This is a genomic window from Saccharothrix coeruleofusca (genome assembly GCF_014648515.1).
Classification (GTDB): domain Bacteria; phylum Actinomycetota; class Actinomycetes; order Mycobacteriales; family Pseudonocardiaceae; genus Actinosynnema; species Actinosynnema coeruleofuscum.
In genome coordinates this window covers 482,645-498,667 of record NZ_BMRG01000004.1, presented here as the reverse complement: position 1 = coordinate 498,667, position 16,023 = coordinate 482,645, and the positions used below count along the sequence as shown (strand labels likewise).

Annotated in this window: 13 protein-coding genes; 10 read left to right on the top strand and 3 right to left on the bottom strand. The window is 73.6% G+C overall.

Translation table 11 applies throughout. The annotated features are described in order from the left end of the window. Positions 1-10: 10 nt before the first annotated feature. Entirely contained in the window at positions 11-1,171 is a 1,161-nt protein-coding gene (locus IEZ00_RS14480; RefSeq protein WP_189223728.1) for a hypothetical protein, read from the top strand. A 2-nt stretch (positions 1,172-1,173) separates the two neighbouring features. Then, positions 1,174-1,734 (top strand): hypothetical protein, encoded by a 561-nt coding sequence (locus IEZ00_RS14475; RefSeq protein ID WP_229795651.1) that lies wholly within the window; start codon positions 1,174-1,176, stop codon positions 1,732-1,734. A gap of 66 nt (positions 1,735-1,800) precedes the next feature. Here the strand turns inward: IEZ00_RS14475 and IEZ00_RS14470 are convergent, their stop codons facing one another. After that, on the bottom strand, positions 1,801-4,392 hold the full coding sequence (locus IEZ00_RS14470) for a fibronectin type III domain-containing protein (protein WP_189223727.1): 2,592 nt from the start codon (positions 4,390-4,392) through the stop codon (positions 1,801-1,803). A 438-nt stretch (positions 4,393-4,830) separates the two neighbouring features. On the opposite strand from IEZ00_RS14470, the gene IEZ00_RS14465 reads away from it, so the two are divergent. From IEZ00_RS14465 to IEZ00_RS14455, 3 genes are read left to right on the top strand one after another with little or no spacing between them, the layout of a single operon-like run. Further along, positions 4,831-5,199 carry a GntR family transcriptional regulator gene (locus IEZ00_RS14465; protein WP_189223726.1) on the top strand — a complete coding sequence of 123 codons (369 nt, stop codon included), beginning with the start codon at positions 4,831-4,833 and terminating at the stop codon, positions 5,197-5,199. A gap of 16 nt (positions 5,200-5,215) precedes the next feature. Next, positions 5,216-6,061: an ABC transporter ATP-binding protein gene (locus IEZ00_RS14460; protein WP_189223725.1), complete on the top strand. Its 846-nt coding sequence runs from the start codon at positions 5,216-5,218 to the stop codon at positions 6,059-6,061. Continuing rightward, positions 6,058-6,924, top strand: a complete 867-nt coding sequence (locus IEZ00_RS14455) for an ABC-2 membrane transporter-related protein (RefSeq protein WP_189223724.1) — start codon at positions 6,058-6,060, stop codon at positions 6,922-6,924. Before IEZ00_RS14460 ends, IEZ00_RS14455 begins: the two co-directional genes overlap by 4 nt. Before the next feature lie 108 nt (positions 6,925-7,032). On the opposite strand, the gene IEZ00_RS14450 is transcribed toward IEZ00_RS14455, so the two are convergent. Further along, a complete protein-coding gene (locus tag IEZ00_RS14450; RefSeq protein WP_189223723.1) occupies positions 7,033-8,220 on the bottom strand; it encodes a S8 family peptidase in 1,188 nt (395 codons plus the stop codon). A 445-nt stretch (positions 8,221-8,665) separates the two neighbouring features. On the opposite strand from IEZ00_RS14450, the gene IEZ00_RS14445 reads away from it, so the two are divergent. The 5 genes from IEZ00_RS14445 (at position 8,666) to IEZ00_RS14425 (ending at position 15,157) form a co-directional block, all read left to right on the top strand. Beyond that, a complete protein-coding gene (locus tag IEZ00_RS14445; protein ID WP_229795649.1) occupies positions 8,666-10,255 on the top strand; it encodes a serine/threonine-protein kinase in 1,590 nt (529 codons plus the stop codon). A gap of 28 nt (positions 10,256-10,283) precedes the next feature. Further along, a complete protein-coding gene (locus IEZ00_RS14440) occupies positions 10,284-10,469 on the top strand; it encodes a hypothetical protein (RefSeq protein WP_189223722.1) in 186 nt (61 codons plus the stop codon). An 11-nt stretch (positions 10,470-10,480) separates the two neighbouring features. Beyond that, positions 10,481-10,963, top strand: coding sequence for a metallophosphoesterase family protein (locus tag IEZ00_RS14435; RefSeq protein ID WP_229795647.1), 483 nt, complete (start codon positions 10,481-10,483; stop codon positions 10,961-10,963). A 129-nt stretch (positions 10,964-11,092) separates the two neighbouring features. Continuing rightward, complete coding sequence (locus tag IEZ00_RS14430) at positions 11,093-11,986, top strand: oxygenase MpaB family protein (protein WP_189223720.1); 894 nt, start codon at positions 11,093-11,095, stop codon at positions 11,984-11,986. Positions 11,987-12,040: 54 nt separating this feature from the next. Continuing rightward, positions 12,041-15,157: an AfsR/SARP family transcriptional regulator gene (locus tag IEZ00_RS14425; protein WP_189223719.1), complete on the top strand. Its 3,117-nt coding sequence runs from the start codon at positions 12,041-12,043 to the stop codon at positions 15,155-15,157. A gap of 207 nt (positions 15,158-15,364) precedes the next feature. Here IEZ00_RS14425 and IEZ00_RS14420 read toward each other — a convergent pair. Beyond that, positions 15,365-16,023: helix-turn-helix transcriptional regulator (locus IEZ00_RS14420; protein WP_189223718.1), on the bottom strand; the 659-nt coding region annotated here is incomplete at its 5' end.

Below are 16,023 nucleotides of genomic sequence, written 5' to 3'. Positions count from 1 at the left end.
ACGAGAAGACATGGATCGGCTCTCACCAGGGCGGAACACGACGGCGCAAGCCGCTGCCCGCGCGGATCGCGCCGGTATCGCGGCGAGCACCACGATCCTGATCGGCACGATGCTGTCGCTGGTCGGGATGAGCTGGGACATCCAGTGGCACGGGGACGTCGGGCCCGACACCTTCTTCACGCTGCCCCACCTGTTCATCTACGCGGGCAGCGCGATCGCGGGCATCACCAGCCTGGCGATGGTCCTGCGCACCACGGCGGCCGCCAAGGCGGGGCGCTCCGTGGCCCTCACGGCGGGCGGACAGGCCGTCGGCGTCTTCGGCAAGACCTTCTCCGCCCCCCTCGGTTACCTGGTGACCGGTGTCGCGGTGGCGGTGTTCCTGACCGCCGGGCTGTGGGACCAGATCTGGCACACGACCTACGGGTTCGACGTGACCATCGCCTCGCCGCCGCACGTGGCCCTGCTGCTGTCGATCACCTTCACCATGATGGGCGCGGTGATCACCTGCGCGGCGGCCGGGCGGACCGCGTGGGGGCGGCGCGGCTTCCAGCTCGCCGTCCTGATGTTCGTCTTCTTCGTGCTCGTCCCGCTCCTGGCGCTGAAGCAGTTCGAAGGAGCGGTGAACGCCTTCCACGCGGGTATCGCGTTCTGCACGGCGCTGGCGCTGGTCACCGCGGCCTACTTCCTGCGGACCGGGCGCGAAGTCGTGGCGATCGGCCTGATCGCGGTGGGTGTCCAGGCGCTGCTGTGGTGGTTCTCCCCGTGGGCGACGGCGGAGTACGCGAACTCGGTGGGCCTGCCGCTGCGGGAGTTCCGGGAGCCCTCGCCGGACGTGCCAGCGATGCTGCCCATGGCACTGCTGCCGATGACGGCGGGACTGACCGCCCTGCTCGCCGCGGGCCGTTCCCGCGGCTGGTCACCCGCTCGCGTCGCCCCGCTGGCGGGCGCGGCCGTGGGGCTGGTCGTCGCCGTGACGATGCCGGTCCAGCTCGCCGTCGTGGGCCAGGAACCGCTGCAGCAGCTGGGCAAGACCGCGTTGACCGCGCTGTTGGGCGTGGGTCTCGGGGCGCTGGCCGGGCACCTCGGCGTCCGCTTCGCGGTCATGCTCCGCGCTCTTGAGGCCACTCCCGCCGCGACCGCCCCCATCCCCGCCACCACCGGAGGACACTGATCATGCGCACCTCATGGCTGCGCGCCGCGGCCCTCGCCGCCGCGGCGGCACTCGCCCTGCCGCTGGCCACCGCGACGCCCGCGCTCGCCTACGAACCGGTCGAGATCGTCCACACCGAGCAGGTGCAGGTCGGCCCTTACCCGGTGACGGTCGGGTTCAGCGAGTGGCCGCTGCGCGCGTTGCACTCGCTGGACTTCACGTTCATGCCGGAGGGCGGCATCGCCGACCGGAGCGGGACGGTCGAGCTGATGCCCGACGCCGACCCGAGCTCGGGGGAGACCGAACCGCTCTCGCGGCACCCGCGCAAGCGGGAGGTGTGGGGTCTGGACGTCTATGCGCTCGACGACCCCGGCCCGTGGACGCTCCGGTTCTCGGTGGACGGACCGCTCGGTCGGGGCGAGGGGGTCCTGCCCCGGCTCAGCGTGCTGGAGCAACCCGGCCCGCCGATGGCGCTGAGCTGGTCCATGAGCGTCATCCCGATGATCATGGGAGTGCTGTTCCTCGTGGTGGTCTGGCGCAGGTCGCGGCCGGGTGACCGGATCGGGACCGCGTTCGCGACCTGATCCGGTCACCCGCCTGCCCCGGTCGATGCCGCGTCCACGTCGACCGGGGCTGCTCGGTGCACCTGGTCAGTGCAAGTCGACGTACGCCGCAGGCGGGCCGTTGCCCGCGCTGTTGCGCGCCAGCACGGTGGCCCGGACCAGTTGGCCCGCGGTGTTGGGATCGGGTCCGATGGTGGCGGAAGTGTGGGGGGTTTCCCCGTAGAACGCGCACGAGTCGCCGAAGTCGGTCCAGCGGCAGGCGACCACGCCGTAGAGGACGGCCTCGTGCCCGTCGTCGGCGGGTGGCGACCAGGTCAGCACGAGGTTCTCCCCCTCCCAGCGGGCGGCCAGGCCCTGCGGCGCGCTGGGCGCCACCACGCCGCTCTGCACGAACGCCTCCCCGGTGCTCCTGTCGCAGGTCGCCGACGCGGTCTGGGTGGCGATCACCCGGTCCTGGCTGGACCCGGAGGCAGGCGCGGTGTAGCGCCCGTCGGGGGTGATCGAGCCGAGCGCGGGCTCCGCGAGGGACCAGGTGATCGGCTGGGCGTTGTCGCACCCGACCGACTCGGCGGTGAACTGCGCGCTCTCGCCCGGTCTCACCCGGCGAGTGGTCGGTGAGACCCTCAGGGTGGTGATCTTGCCGCTGGACTCCCAGAGCGGCCACTCGTCGGTGTAGACGCTGGTGCTGCGGTCCAACCCCAGCGGCGGCACGCGGAAGGTCAGCGCGACGTTGACGCCGAGCAGGACCTTGCCCCAGGGCGTCCGGTCGGAGTCGGCGTCGAAGGCCAGCGACGGGGTGACCTGCAGGCCGGGACCGGCGACGTTGTACAGCCGGATCTGCAGGTCGACCGGTAGTGCGAGCTTGACCTGCGCCTTTGCCCCCAGGTGTGGGTCGAAGGTGGTGGCCGGAGCCGTGGTGAGCGTCTTCGGGGTCCACTCACCGGTCTCGCCGCTGTAGGAGAGGCTGCCGCCGACGACCTGTTCGTAGGAGGCGTTGAAGGTGAACTGCAGTGATCCTTCGGCGCCGAGCGTGCCGTTGAGCGTGAACTCGGGGCACGTCACCAGCGGGAACCAGCCGATCCAGGTCGTGAAGCATGGAAACTTGTACTCCAGCAGGGGTTTCTCGGGTTGGTACGAACCGGAGAACTGCGGGGTGAGCTGGCCGGTGATCGACGCCTGGACGGTGGCGCGCGCGGTGAGCGAGGCGCTCTTGAGCTTGAGCCAGGACATGTCCAGGTCCATCGACCAGTCCGGCGTGATCGCCACGTGACCGGTCACCGAGGCCTCGAAGCCCACGTGGGCCTCGGACTGCTCCTTGGTCTCGCTGGAGTGCGACTGCGGTTTGAAGGTGAAGTCCGTGCTGAACCCGCCGAGCGACTGCTCGGCCTCGACGCGAGCTTCCGGCACCAGCGAGCGGACCTGCCCGCCGCGCATCCAGTCGGCCCTGGGGGCGACCCGTAGCGACGAGGTGTCGATCGCCTCTTGGAGCCTGGCGTCGGTGGTCATCAGCACTACCTTCTCGCCCGAAGTGCGCACCTCCGTGATCTTGCGCAGCAAGCCCTTGCGGGGTCTGGGCAGTCTGGCCTCGGCAACGATGATCTGTCCCTGGTCGAGCTTCTTCACCTGCGGGGTGGCCTGCTCGAACACCACGCGGTCGCGGGCGACGCGGCTGATGGCGTCCATGCTGTTCGCGGTCAGCTTGACGGTCTTGCCGTTGATCTTGTAGCCGGGCTTGGCCTTGGCGGTGGCCGCTGCGGCGAGCCGGTCGCCCGTGCCGTTGACCGCGGTCACCGACACCGTGTGCACCACCTCGGGGTTCAACCCGGTCAGCCTCGTCTGGTGCACCGATCCCTGAACGGAGACCGACTTGTCGCCCGGCGAAGCGGTGACGGTGTAGGAGGTGATCGCCGCGCCACCATCGTCCTTCGGCGGCTGCCAGGCGACGTCGAGCGAACCCTGGACTCCGTCGGCCGAGGGGGTCGCCGACACCGATCGGGGCCTGCTCGGCGCGTAGGGCGGCTTGGGCACCGCGTCGGGGGAGGTGGCGGCCTTGCCGGTGCCAATCTTGTTGGTCGCGGCCACCGACACGGTCTGCGCCCTGCCGTTGGGCAGTCCGGTCAGGGTGGCGGTGCGGGTGTCGCCGTCGACGGTGACCTTCCGGCCCGACGGCGAGGCGCTCACTGTGTACCCGGTGATGGGGGCACCCCGGTCGGCGCCGGGATTCCAGTGCACCACCAGGCTTCCCTCCCGGCCGAACACCGAGTCGATGGTCGGCGGCAGGGGTCTGCGGGCGGTGCGGGGCACCACCGGCTCGGATCTGCGGGACGTGGGGGAGGACGCCTGACCGAGGGTTTCCACCGCGGTGAACCGGTACTTCGTGCCGTTGGTCAGTCCTTTGACGCGGGCGGAGGTCTTCTCCCGGTTCTTCACCACGGCGCTCTGGCCGCCCGGTGCCGCGGTGATGGTGATCGACCACTCCGCAGCCGGGTCGCGGTGCTGGTTGGCGGCCACGAAGACCACGTCGGCGGCCTCGTCGCGGGAGTACGCCTCGGTGATGTGCGGAGCACCGAGGCCGGGTGCCGCCTGCGCGGTGCCGACCGGCGCGACGATGGTGGCGAGGACCAGGAAAAGGACGATGAGCGGCGAAAAAAGGCGTGCGGAACCACGGCGTGGTCTCACGGAGTTCATCCCCTCGATCGCGAGAAATGAAAGCCGTCTGACCGTAGCGCGGTCAGCGGGCATCGGATATCGCTCGACGGTTCTGTTCGTGGTGACGAATTGTGTCGGCCTGGTCCGTAAAAGTGCAGAAAGCGAAGAGCGGTCCCCACGAGTGGCTTATTGCGCTGGACCGTTCGGCGTAGGGAGTCCGCGTGATCAAGGAATTGCGAACGGCTGTCGATGGCGGTATTGGCGGACCTCGGGAACCGCAGGGGCGGGGTGGCGCGGTTTCGCCGCCTTGTCGTGAAATCGCCAACGGGCGTTTCCGGGCGGGAATTCGGCGGTCGTGCGGCAGGGGTGGCCCCTGTGCGGCGCTTCGCTCGCCGAGGGGCGGCGGTTGACACCGCGGCGGCCGTACTGCATCCTGCTTTCACTAGTTAACTAGTGAAAGGGTCATGGGTGATCGAGTTCCGGATCGACCGGCGCTCCGGTGTGGCCACCTACCAGCAGCTGGTCGACCAGACCAAGCACGCGCTGCGGCTGGGTCTGCTGCGGCCCGGCGACCAGTTGCCGACCGCGAAGCAGGTCGTGGCCGCCACCGCCATCAACCCCAACACCGTGCTCAAGGCCTATCGGGAGCTGGAGCGCGAGGGGCTGGTGGAGGGCAAGCGGGGCATGGGCACGTTCGTGTCGGCCTCGCTGGCCCAACCGGACGCGGGGGAGCTGCGCGAGCAGCTGACCGACTGGGTGCGCCGGGCACGCGCGGACGGGCTGGACCGCGAGTACGTCGAGGCCCTGTTCAAAGCCGAGCTCGACGCCCACTACTGAGGGGAACGGACCAAAGATGACCACCTACGCGCTCGACGCGACGGCGCTGGGGATGCGCTACCGGCGCGGCTGGGGGCTGCGCGACTGCGAGTTCCAGCTGCCCACCGGCCGCATCTCGGCGCTGATCGGGCCGAACGGGGCGGGCAAGAGCACGCTCATGCGGCTGGCCACCGGCCTGCTGCGGCCCACCACCGGCTCGATCCGGGTGCTCGGGGAGGAGCCGGGTCGCCACGGGACGCACCGCAAGCTCGCCTTCCTGGCCCAGGACAAGCCGCTCTACCGCGGGTTCACCGTGGCGGAGATGCTGCGCGCGGGCGCGGTGCTCAACCCGTCGTGGGACGACGAGTACGCCTGGCGGCTGGTCCGCGAGGCGGACGTGCCGCCGCAGGCCAAGGTGGGCACGCTCTCCGGCGGCCAGCGCACCCGCGTGGCGCTGGCCATCGCGCTGGGCAGGCGACCCGAGGTCGTCCTGCTCGACGAACCGCTGGCCGACCTGGACCCGCTGGCGCGTGAGGACGTCATGCGGACCCTGATGGCCGAGGTCGCCGACAGCGGCATGACCGTGGTGCTGTCCTCGCACGTGATCGCCGACCTGGACGGCGTGTGCGACCACCTGCTGCTGCTCGCGGGCGGACGGGTGCGCCTGCAGGGCGACGTGGAGGACCTGCTGGCGCAGCACCGCGTGCTGATCGGCTCGCGCGAGCTGGTGATGCCCGACGGCGTCGTGGAGGCGCGCACCACCGAGCGGCAGGCGACGGTGATCGCCCGCACCGGTCCGGTGCCCGGCTGGGAAGCCGACGAGCCGTCGCTGGAGGAGCTGGCGATGGCGTACCTGCGGTCCGCGCGGGCGGTGGCGGCATGACCTGGGTGGCGTGGCGGCAGCAGCGGCTGCAGGTCCTGATCAGCCTGGCGATCATCACCGCGCTGGCGGCGGTGATGGTCTACACGGGCTTCGACGCGAGGTCGCTGGACGAGACGGCGGTGGAGGACAAGTACGGGATGTACCTGGGCTACCTCCAACTGCTGCTGCTCGCCCTGCCGGTGCTGCTCGGCGCGTTCGCAGGCGGACCGCTGTTCGCGCGGGAGATCGAGCAGGGCGCGCACGTGTTCAGCCTGACCCAGTCGATCGGGCGCACGCGCTGGTGGGCGACCAAGATCGCGGTGGCCGGGTTGCCGGTGGTCCTGGGCATGACGCTGCTGGGCCTGGTGAACGCCTGGGCCGACCCGGCGCTGTCCACCCTGCGCGGCGCCCGCCTGGCGATCCCGTCCTTCGAGGTGCAGGGGGTGGCGATCGGCGCGTACACCGCGCTGGCCTTCACCCTCGGCGCCACGGCGGGGCTGCTCGTGCGCAACACCCTGGGCGCCATGGTCACCGCCATCGTCGGGTACGTGCCGGTGCTGATCGCGGTGGGGAACGGGTTGCGCCCGCACTACGCCGAGCCGCAGGGCGGCGTGGTCGACTCGACCATGCTGCGGGAGAAGGCGTGGCGCGTCGAGACGAGCTACGTGGACGGCGCGGGCAACCCGGTGGACCTGCGTGCGGTTTGCGGGGACGACGTCAACCGGTGCTTCGAGGAGGGGAAGGTGCGCGTCCACGCGCTGTTCCACCCCGACGACCGGTTCTGGGCGTTCCAGGCGGTCGAGGCCGGGGTGTTCCTCGCGCTGAGCGCCGCGTTGCTGGGCCTGGGCGCCTGGGTGCTGCACCGCCGTCTCCGCCTGGCCTGACCAGCACCTGCAAGTACTACCCGTGGCCTCCACACGGGCCGCTAACTACTACCCGACGTGCCCGAACGCTCGGTTCGCGGTGTCCGGACGCGCGACTCGGGGCGGCTGTCACGACGGGACCGCGCCCGTGAAGAGCAGCAGGTTCGGCGAGTCCGGGGCGAGGCCGCCGATGACGCCCGGCGTCGCGTTGGCCCGCAGCGCGTCGGCCACCGCGGTGGCCGGGTCGGTCGGGAACCGCTGCCGCCACAGCGCGGCGGCGCCCGCCGCGTGGGCGGAGGCAGTGGCACCGCTGATGACGGCGTACACGTCGTCGGCGGTGCCCCACGCCGAGGTGATCTGCGCGCCGGGCGCCCACACGTCGATGCAGCCGCCGTGGTTGGACCAGCTCGTCTTGGCGTCGGTGCGGTCGGTGGCGCCGACGGTGGTGGCCAGTGGTGTGCTGCCGGGGGAGAAGTCGCAGGCGTTGGCCCCGGAGGCGCCGGAGATCACCGAGTAGTGCACGTTGGCGTTGATCGAGGCGGTGATCGCGTCGTTGAGCGGCCGGTAGAACGACCCGCCCGGGCTCATCAGCGCCACCGACGGCCTGCCGCCGCTGTCGCGGGTCAGCCAGTCCACGCCCGCCAGGACCTGGCTGTAGGAGCCCGCACCGGAGCAGTCCAGCACCCGCACCGACACCAGCGTGACGTCCTTGGCCACGCCCGTGCTCTGCCCGCCGACGGTGCCCGCCATGTGGGTGCCGTGGCCGTTGCAGTCGCCGCCGGGCGGGGTGACGCCGCCCACCGCGTCGACGCCCGGCACCGCCGAACCGCCGAACTCATGGTGGGAGTAGCGGATGCCGGTGCCGACGACGTACGCCCGCACGTCCGGCGCGGTGTTCGCGTGGTGGTAATTGGCGTCCAGGGGCAGGGAGCGCTGGTCGATCCGGTCCAGGCCCCACGACGGCGGGTCCGGCTGCACCACCACCTCCCGCGCGGAAACCGCGTCGGGCAGCCGGACCACCAGGTCCTGGGCGACGTAGGCGACTCGCGGGTCCGCGGCCAGGCTCCTGGCCGCGGCCGGGGTGGCGCGCACCGAGAAGCCGTGCAGCGCCGAGGTGTAGGTGTGCTCCACGCGGCCCGATCGGGTCACGAGCGAGCGCGCCGCGGCGGTGTCCTGTCCGGGGTGGAGGACTACGACGTAGCTGCCGTCGACGGCTTCGCCGTGGCCGCTGTAGAGCACCGCCCGTTGTGCCGCACTCGCGGGTGCGGCGACCGCTCCGGTCAGCAGCACCGCCGCCAGGACGTGCTTGATCTCCATCGTTCCTCCAACCGCGGGGCGGATTCGGGGACTCCTGGAAACCACAGCACGGCCCCGTGGTCCGCGACAGGGCCGATCGGAGCCGTTGGCCGCGGAACGGCACCGGGTCCCTCCCCACCCCCATGGGGAGGGACCCGGCGGGCTGCACCCGCCTGCGCGGTCCGCACCGGATGTGGCGGGGGACCTCCGCTCGGGGATGGCACCAGCGTCCCCGACCCTTCCTGCAACGGGCCTGCAACGGGCTTGCAGCCATCCGGCAGGCCGACCCCGCCGCGGTCCGGAGTGGAGTGATCGGGTGCACCCGAATGGATCAAGGAGGCCCCGTTCACCTGTCGGCGGCACACCTGGAAGGCTGAACGACGGCATGGGAACAGTGAGTGAGTCATCCCTCACTCGATTGGGTATCCCATAAGCCGAACGTGCGCGGCGATGGTTGGGAGCACCGGTGGAGGACCGCACGATCGCCGGGAGGTACCGGCTGACTGACAGGATCGGCTCGGGCGGGATGGGGGTGGTGTGGCGGGCCCAGGACACCCGGCTGCGGCGGGTCGTCGCGGTCAAGGAGCTGCTGTCGCACACCGGCTTCGACGACGAGGCCACCCGGCGGGCGGTGCGGGAGGGGCGGATGGCCGCCCGGTTGCAGCACCCCAACGTCATCGCGCTCTACGACGTGGTCGAGCACGACGGCCACCCGTGGCTGGTCATGGAGTACCTGCCCTCGCGCAGCCTCGCGGCGATCCTGTCCGAGCGCGGCAGGCTGCCGCACGAGGAGGCGCAGCGGCTGGGCGCGCAGCTGGCCGCGGGCCTGGCCGCCGCCCACCGGGCGGGCGTGGTGCACCGCGACGTCAAGCCCGCCAACGTGCTGGTGACCGAGTTCGGCACGGTCAAGGTCACCGACTTCGGCACCTCCCGCGCGGCCGACGAGGTCACCGTCACCGCTTCCGGGATGCTGGTGGGCACCCCCGCGTACCTGTCCCCCGAGGTGGCCCGCGGCGCCAAGGCCGACTTCCCGTCCGACGTCTACGGGCTCGGCGCGACGCTCTACGCCGCCGTCGAGGGGGAGCCGCCGTTCGGCCTGGACAGCAACACCATCGCCCTGCTGCACCGCGTCGCCGAGGGCAAGTACGCGCCGCCGCGGCACGCCGGGCCGCTGACGCCGGTGCTGGAGCGCCTGCTCGACCCGGAGCCCTCGACCCGGCCGAACATGGCCGAGGCCGCGGAGATGCTCCAGGAGGGCCGCGTGCTCGACCCCGCGCCGACCGCGGTGCTGAGCACTCCCACCCCGCCCGCGCCGACGCTGGTGGAGGAGCCGGTGGAGCCGGAGCCCGCCGGTTCCGAGCCGGTGGCACCCACCACCGCGCCCCCGGCTGCCGAGTCCTCGGCTCCGGAGTCCCCGACTCCCGAACCCCCGGTCCCCGCACCGGCTCCGACCCCCGAGCCACCGGCGGGGGACAGCGGCCGACGGCGCGCCCGGATCGCCCTGCTGGCCGTGGTGGTGCTGGCCGTCGCCGCGCTGGCCTTCCTGCTCACCCGCAACCTGGGCGACGACGGTCAACCCTCCGGCGACGGGACCACCCCCACCGCTGCGGCGACTACCACCTCCGCGGGTGAGCAGCCGCCGCCCGCCACGTCCGGCGAACCCACCACGACCGCGACGTCCCAGCAGCAGACGACCACCACCGGGACCACCACGACCACCACCGAGCAGCAGCCGCCCCAGCAGCCACCCCAGCAGGTCGGCCCGGACCAGGCGGTGATCGACTACTACGGCCTGCTGCCCGGTGACCAGCAGAGCGCCTTCGGCAGGCTGACCGACCGCTTCAAGGCCGAGCGCAACCTGTCGTTCGCCAACTACCAGGACTTCTGGAACCGGATGAGCGCGGTGGCGGTCTCCGACGTGCGGTCCGAGGGCGACCAGGTCTTCGCCACGGTGACCTACACCTTCAAGGACGGCCACACCGAGCGGGAGCGGCACGTCTACTCGATGGTCAACGTCAACGGCCAGTGGGCCTTCGACAGCCAGCGCGGCGCGTAGGTCGGGCCCGATCGGGTAGTCCCGGCGCATGGAGCACACCGACCCGATGCGCGACCAGGACGCCGAACAGCGCACCTCGCTGGCCGAGGAGGGAGCCGACCCGGTCGACCGGGGCGAGCTCCAACCGGGCAGGCCCAACCGGCCGGAGGCCGACCCGACCGGCACCATCGGCACGGCCGACCGGTCCGTGGCCGACGACCCCGACCGGGGCTGATCGTGCGCGTGGTGGTGCTGTCGGACACGCACGCCCCGCGTCGCTGGAAGTCCTGCCCGCCCGCCGTGGCCGAGCACCTGCGCCACGCCGACGCCGTCCTGCACGCCGGGGACGTCTGCGTGGCGCCGGTGCTCGACGAGTTGGCCCAGTACGCGCCGGTGACCGCGGTGCTGGGCAACAACGACGGGCCGGACGTGGCGGCGTGGGGCGCGCCGGAGACCGTCGAGCTCGACCTGGCCGGATTGCCGGTGGCGATGGTCCACGACAGCGGCCCGGCCGCAGGCCGCACCGCCCGGATGCGCCGCCGCTTCCCGAACGCCGGGCTCGTCGTCTTCGGCCACTCCCACATCCCCCTCGACGCGACCGGTGACGGGGTGCGCGTGTTCAACCCCGGATCGCCCACGGACCGCCGCCGCCAGCCGCACGGCACCATCGGGTTGCTGCGGATCGAGGAAGGATCGCTGGTCCAAGCGCGTATCGTCGAGGTGACCTGACCGGGACGGGGCCTGCCCCGACCGCACCGGGTCACCTCTCCGAGGCGTCTTGAGAGCACAGGGCGTCGATCGGCAGTGCGCCTGCGCACCCAGCGGCGTGAGTCGGAACCGCCGGGGTGCCGAAGGGACGTGGACGTGGACCTGAACCTGGAGCCGCTGAGGAAGCGCGTCGGAGCGGCGCTGTTCGACCGCGTCGCGGGCCCGCAGGGCGAGCGCGCCCGCGACCGCATCCACGGCGCGGCCGGTCCCCGCTGGTTCGGCCCGGACCGGCCGATCCGGCGGGTGCACGGCGACGCCGCGATGTTCGTCGGCGGGCTGCGGGCGCTGCTGCTGCAGTCGCTGCACCCGCTGGCCATGGCCGGGGTCGCGGGGCACTCGGACTACCGCCAGGACCCGTGGGGGCGGTTGCAGCGCACCAGCACCTTCCTGGCCACCACCACCTTCGGCACCGCGGCGCACGCCGAGGCCGCGGTGCGCCGGGTCCGCGCGATCCACCAGCGCGTGCGCGGGGTCACCGCCGACGGCGTGCCTTACCACGCGGCCGACCCGCACCTGCTGGAGTGGGTGCACGTGGCCGAGGTGGACAGCTTCCTGCGCTGCCACCAGCGCTACGGCGCGACGTCGCTGACCCCGGCCGAGGCCGACGGCTACGTGGCCGACACCGCGCGGGTGGCCCTCGCGCTGGGGGTGCCCGACCCGCCGACCACCACCGCCGCGCTGGCCGCCCGCCTCGCCGCGTACCGGCCGGAGCTGCGCGGCACCCCCGAAGCGCGGGAAGCGGCATGGTTCCTGCTGGTCAAGCCGCCGATCCCGGTGCCGGTGCGGGCGCCCTACGCGGCGCTGGCCGCCGCCGCGGTGGCCTCGCTGCCGGTGTGGACCCGGCTGCCGCTGCGCCTGCCGTTCCTGCCCGTCTTCGAAGCCACCGCCGCCCGCCTGGCGGGCCACGGCGTCACCAGGGTGGTGCGCTGGGCGCTGCCCCCGGTCGTGGATGCGCCGCACGGGGATGATCGGGCCGCCGGTTGACCGGACCTGGTAACGCCATCCCGCCGTGAGTAGATTCACCCTCGGGGTGAGCCGATGTTATTCCAGGTGCTCGGTCCGCTGCAGGTCTGGGACGGCCACGACTGGGCGGCGGTCCGCGCGCCGCAGCAGCGCGTGCTGCTCGCGGTCCTGCTGACCGAGCCCGGCCGCGCGGTCAGCGCCGACCGGCTGGTGGACGCCATCTGGGGCGACCACCCACCGCGCACCGCGCTGAACACCGTGCAGGGCTACGTGGTGCGCCTGCGCAGGCTCCTTGGCGACAACGGCGGGGCCCGGCTGGTCACCCAGGGCGCGGCCTACCAGCTGGTGGTGCCCGAAGGGCAGGTGGACGCCGCGGTGTTCGAGCGCTGCGTGGAGTCCGCGCAGCGCGAGCTGGCCGCGGGCGAGCTGGAGGCGGCGGTCGGGCGGCTGGCGGAGGGGCTGCGGCTGTGGCGCGGTCAGGCGTTCCAGGACGTGCCCGCCAGCGACGCGCTGGCCGCCGAGGTGACGCGGCTGGAGCAGCGCCGGGTGACCGCGCTGGAGCTGCGGCTGGGTGCCCAGGTCGAACTGGGCCGCCACGCCGAGGTGGTCGACGAGCTGACCCGCCTGGTGCAGCGGCACCCGCTGCGCGAGGGACTGCGCGCGCTGCTGATGACCGCGCTGTACCGGTGCGGGCGGCGGGCCGAGGCGCTGGCGGTCTACCGCGCGGGCCGCGCCCTGCTGGTCTCGGAGTTGGGGGTGGAGCCGGGGCCGCAGCTGCGCGAGCTGGAGCGCGCCGTGCTCGCCGACGACCTGCGGCTGCGGCCGTCCCGGCCTGCCGCCCGGCCGCGCGCGGTACCCGCTCAGGTGCCCGCCGGGGTCAGCCTGTTCACCGGCCGTGCCGGGCAGCTGCGCCTGCTGGACCGGGTCGTGGGCCAGGCCCACGAGACCGGGGCGGTGCCCATCGTGGTGATCACCGGCACGCCGGGCGTGGGCAAGACCGCGCTGGCCAGGCACTGGGCGCACCGCGCCCGCGACCGGTTCCCCGACGGTCAGCTGCACGTGGACCTGCAGGGCAACGCCACCGCGCCGCCCACCCCGCCGCTGACCGCGCTGTCGCGGCTGCTGCGCGGGCTGGACGTGCCGCCCGACCGGGTGCCAACCGACCTGGAGGAGGCCGCCGCGCTCTACCGCAGCGAGCTGGCGGGCCGCCGCGCGCTGGTGGTCCTCGACGACGCCCGCGACCTGGAGCAGGTGCGACCGCTGCTGCCGGGCACGCCCGGTTGCGCGGTGGTGGTGACCAGCCGCGGCGCGCTGACCGGCCTGGTGGCCCGCGACGGCGCCCACAGCGTCCCGCTGGACGTGCTCACCGCCGAGGAGGCCCGCGCACTGCTGACCGGCCTGCTCGGCGCGCGGCGCGCCCGAGCCGAGCCCGAGGCGCTGGTCTGGCTCGCGGAGCTGTGCGCCCACCTGCCGCTGGCGCTGCGCATCGCCGCGGCCAACCTGATCACCAACCCGACCGGGTCGCTGACCTCCTACACCGACCGGTTGGCGGGCAACCGGCTGGCCGCGCTGCGGGTCGACGGCGACGAGCAGACCGCCGTGCGCACCGCGTTCGAGCTGTCCCACGCGGCGCTGGGCGAGCCCACCCGGCGGCTGTTCGCCCTGCTCGGCTCGTTCCCCGGCGCGGACTTCACCGCCGAGGCCGCCGCCGCGCTCAGCGGCGACCCGGTGACCGAGGTGGCCGGGCTGCTCGACGAGCTGGCCGCCGCGCACATGCTCACCCGGCCCGCGCCCGGCCGCTACGGCTACCACGACCTGCTGCGGCTGTTCGCCCGCGAGCAGGACCTGCCCGCCGCCGAGCGGGACGCGGCGGTGCTGCGGCTGCACCGCTGGTACCTGCGGGCGGTCGACGCCGCCGCCTCGGTGCTCTACCCGCAGATGATCCGGCTGACGCTGCCCGGCAGGCCCGCGCCCCAGTCGGTGTTCGCCGACCACGCGGCGGCCTCGGAGTGGCTGGACGCCGAGCGGGGCAACCTGGTCGCCGCGGTGACCCACGCGGCGCGGCACCGGCCGCTGCCCGAGGCGGGTCTGCTGGCCGAGGCCCTGCGCGGCTACTTCTGGCTGCGGATGCACACCGTGGACTGGCTGGCCGTGGCGCACGCCGGGCTGAGCATCGGCGAGGCCAACCAGGACGACCGCGCGCAGGCTGCGGCGTGTCTGAGCATCGCCGACGCCCACCACCGGCAGGGCCACCACCGGCAGGCCACCGAGTACTCCACCCGCGCGCTGGAGCACGGCGGGCGCGGCGGCTGGCTGGAGGGGCAGGCCGCGGCGCTGGGCAACCTGGGCAACCTGGCGCGCACCTCGGGCAGGCTGGTCGAGGCCGCCGAGCACCACGAGCGGGCCTTCGAGCTCAACCGCCGCACCGGCAGGCTGACCAACCAGTTCAACAACCTGAGCAACCTGGGCATCGTCTACCGGCACCTGGGCAGGCTGCGCCAGGCGCTGGACAAGCACGCGCAGGCGCTGGCGATCAACGAGGAGATCGGGTCGCGGCAGGGCGAGGCGAACGGCCTGACCTACCTCGGCGGCGTCTGGCGGGACCTGGGCGAGCTGGACGGCGCGGCGGACCACCTGGAGCGGGCGCGGGCACTGCACCGCGAGCTGGGCGACCGGGGCGGCGAGGCCGACGCGACGGGCGAGCTGGCCGCCGCCCACCACGAGTCGGGCAGGCACGCCGAGGCCGCGCGGCTGGCCCGCGACGCGCTGGAGCTGGCCCGCGAGGCGGGCTACCGGCGCGGTGAGGTGGACGTGCTGGTGGTGCTGGGCCTGGCGCACCAGGCGCTGGGCGGGCACGCCGAGGCGATCGGCCACCTCCGCGAGGCGCTGGCCACCGCGCGCGCCGCGTCGTACCGGTTCGGCGAGGTCAAGGCGATGATCGGGTTGGCGGCCGCGCGCCGCGACCTGCCCGACGCCGAGCGCGCGCTGGCCGTGGCGGTGGAGACCGGCTACCGCCTGCTGGAGGCACGGGCCCGCACGCTGTGCGCGGAGCTGCACCTGGCGGCCGGAGCGGTGGACGCCGCGGTGGAGTCCGCGAGCAGGGCGCTGGACCTGCACCGCGAGATCGGCCACCGACAGGGCGAGCAGGCCACCACCCACCTCCTGACCCGAGCCAGGGCCCTCACCCCCTGACCCCGCGAGTCGAACGCTCGGGTACCGCGAACTCCGCGTTCGCGCGCGGCCTCAAGGTGACCGTGTGCACCTCGGCCGGTGACTGGTACCGCGGCACGCCCGGCTGACCGAGTCGCCCGCTCGACCGGAGCGGTGAGGTGCCGCTCCGGTCGAGGTCGTGAACACCCGAGTCCCCGCAGGCCCCACTCGCACCAAGGGCGCGGGGACTCAGCGGGTGCCGCGAGGCTGGAGCACCGCCCTCAGGGCGCGCCTGCCCGTCACACCGAGCTTGGCGTAGACCCGCCCCAGGTGGTTGTCCACGGTCCGCACCGACAACTCCAACCGGCGCGCGATGGCCGGGCTGGACAGCCCTTCCCCGGCCATCGCCGCGATGTCCCGCTCCCTCGGCGTCAACCCGACCAGCCGTTCGACCAGCAGCAGCGGGGTCCGCGCCAGCGGGCACTCCAGCCGGGCCGAAGCGGCGTGCTCGCGGGAGCGGACCGCCGCGACCGCTCGGCCCGCGCGCTGGTGCGCCAAGGCCGCGGTCGTGGCCGCCTCCGCGGCGAGCAGCGGCATCCCCAGGTCCTCGAACGCGGCCGCCGTCCCGTCCAGCGCCGTCGCGTCGCCCGACGCCAACGCGGTCGCCGCGGCCGCCAGCACCGGTGCGGCCGGACCGGGCAGGAGGCCGGTCAGCTCGTCCAGCCTGCGCCGCACCGGCCGGGGTGAGCCGAGCCGGGCCGCGTCGTACAGCGCCGTCGCCTCGAAGGCGTGGTCGCCGCGGTCGCGGGCCACAGCGGCGGCGGCGCGGGCGTGCCGTGCGCCGCGCAGTGAATCGCCCCCGGCCGCCGCTGTCCACGCCGCGGCCAGCTCCACCCACGGCTCGAAGC

Bases quoted from the DNA above. Each gene is read 5' to 3' on its own strand.
- IEZ00_RS14425 (WP_189223719.1), top strand. From the start codon at position 12,041: ATGTTATTCCAGGTGCTCGGTCCGCTGCAGGTCTGGGACGGCCACGAC.
- IEZ00_RS14450 (WP_189223723.1), bottom strand. From the start codon at position 8,220: ATGGAGATCAAGCACGTCCTGGCGGCGGTGCTGCTGACCGGAGCGGTC.
- IEZ00_RS14440 (WP_189223722.1), top strand. From the start codon at position 10,284: ATGGAGCACACCGACCCGATGCGCGACCAGGACGCCGAACAGCGCACC.
- IEZ00_RS14455 (WP_189223724.1), top strand. From the start codon at position 6,058: ATGACCTGGGTGGCGTGGCGGCAGCAGCGGCTGCAGGTCCTGATCAGC.
- IEZ00_RS14475 (WP_229795651.1), top strand. From the start codon at position 1,174: ATGCGCACCTCATGGCTGCGCGCCGCGGCCCTCGCCGCCGCGGCGGCA.
- IEZ00_RS14460 (WP_189223725.1), top strand. From the start codon at position 5,216: ATGACCACCTACGCGCTCGACGCGACGGCGCTGGGGATGCGCTACCGG.
- IEZ00_RS14480 (WP_189223728.1), top strand. From the start codon at position 11: ATGGATCGGCTCTCACCAGGGCGGAACACGACGGCGCAAGCCGCTGCC.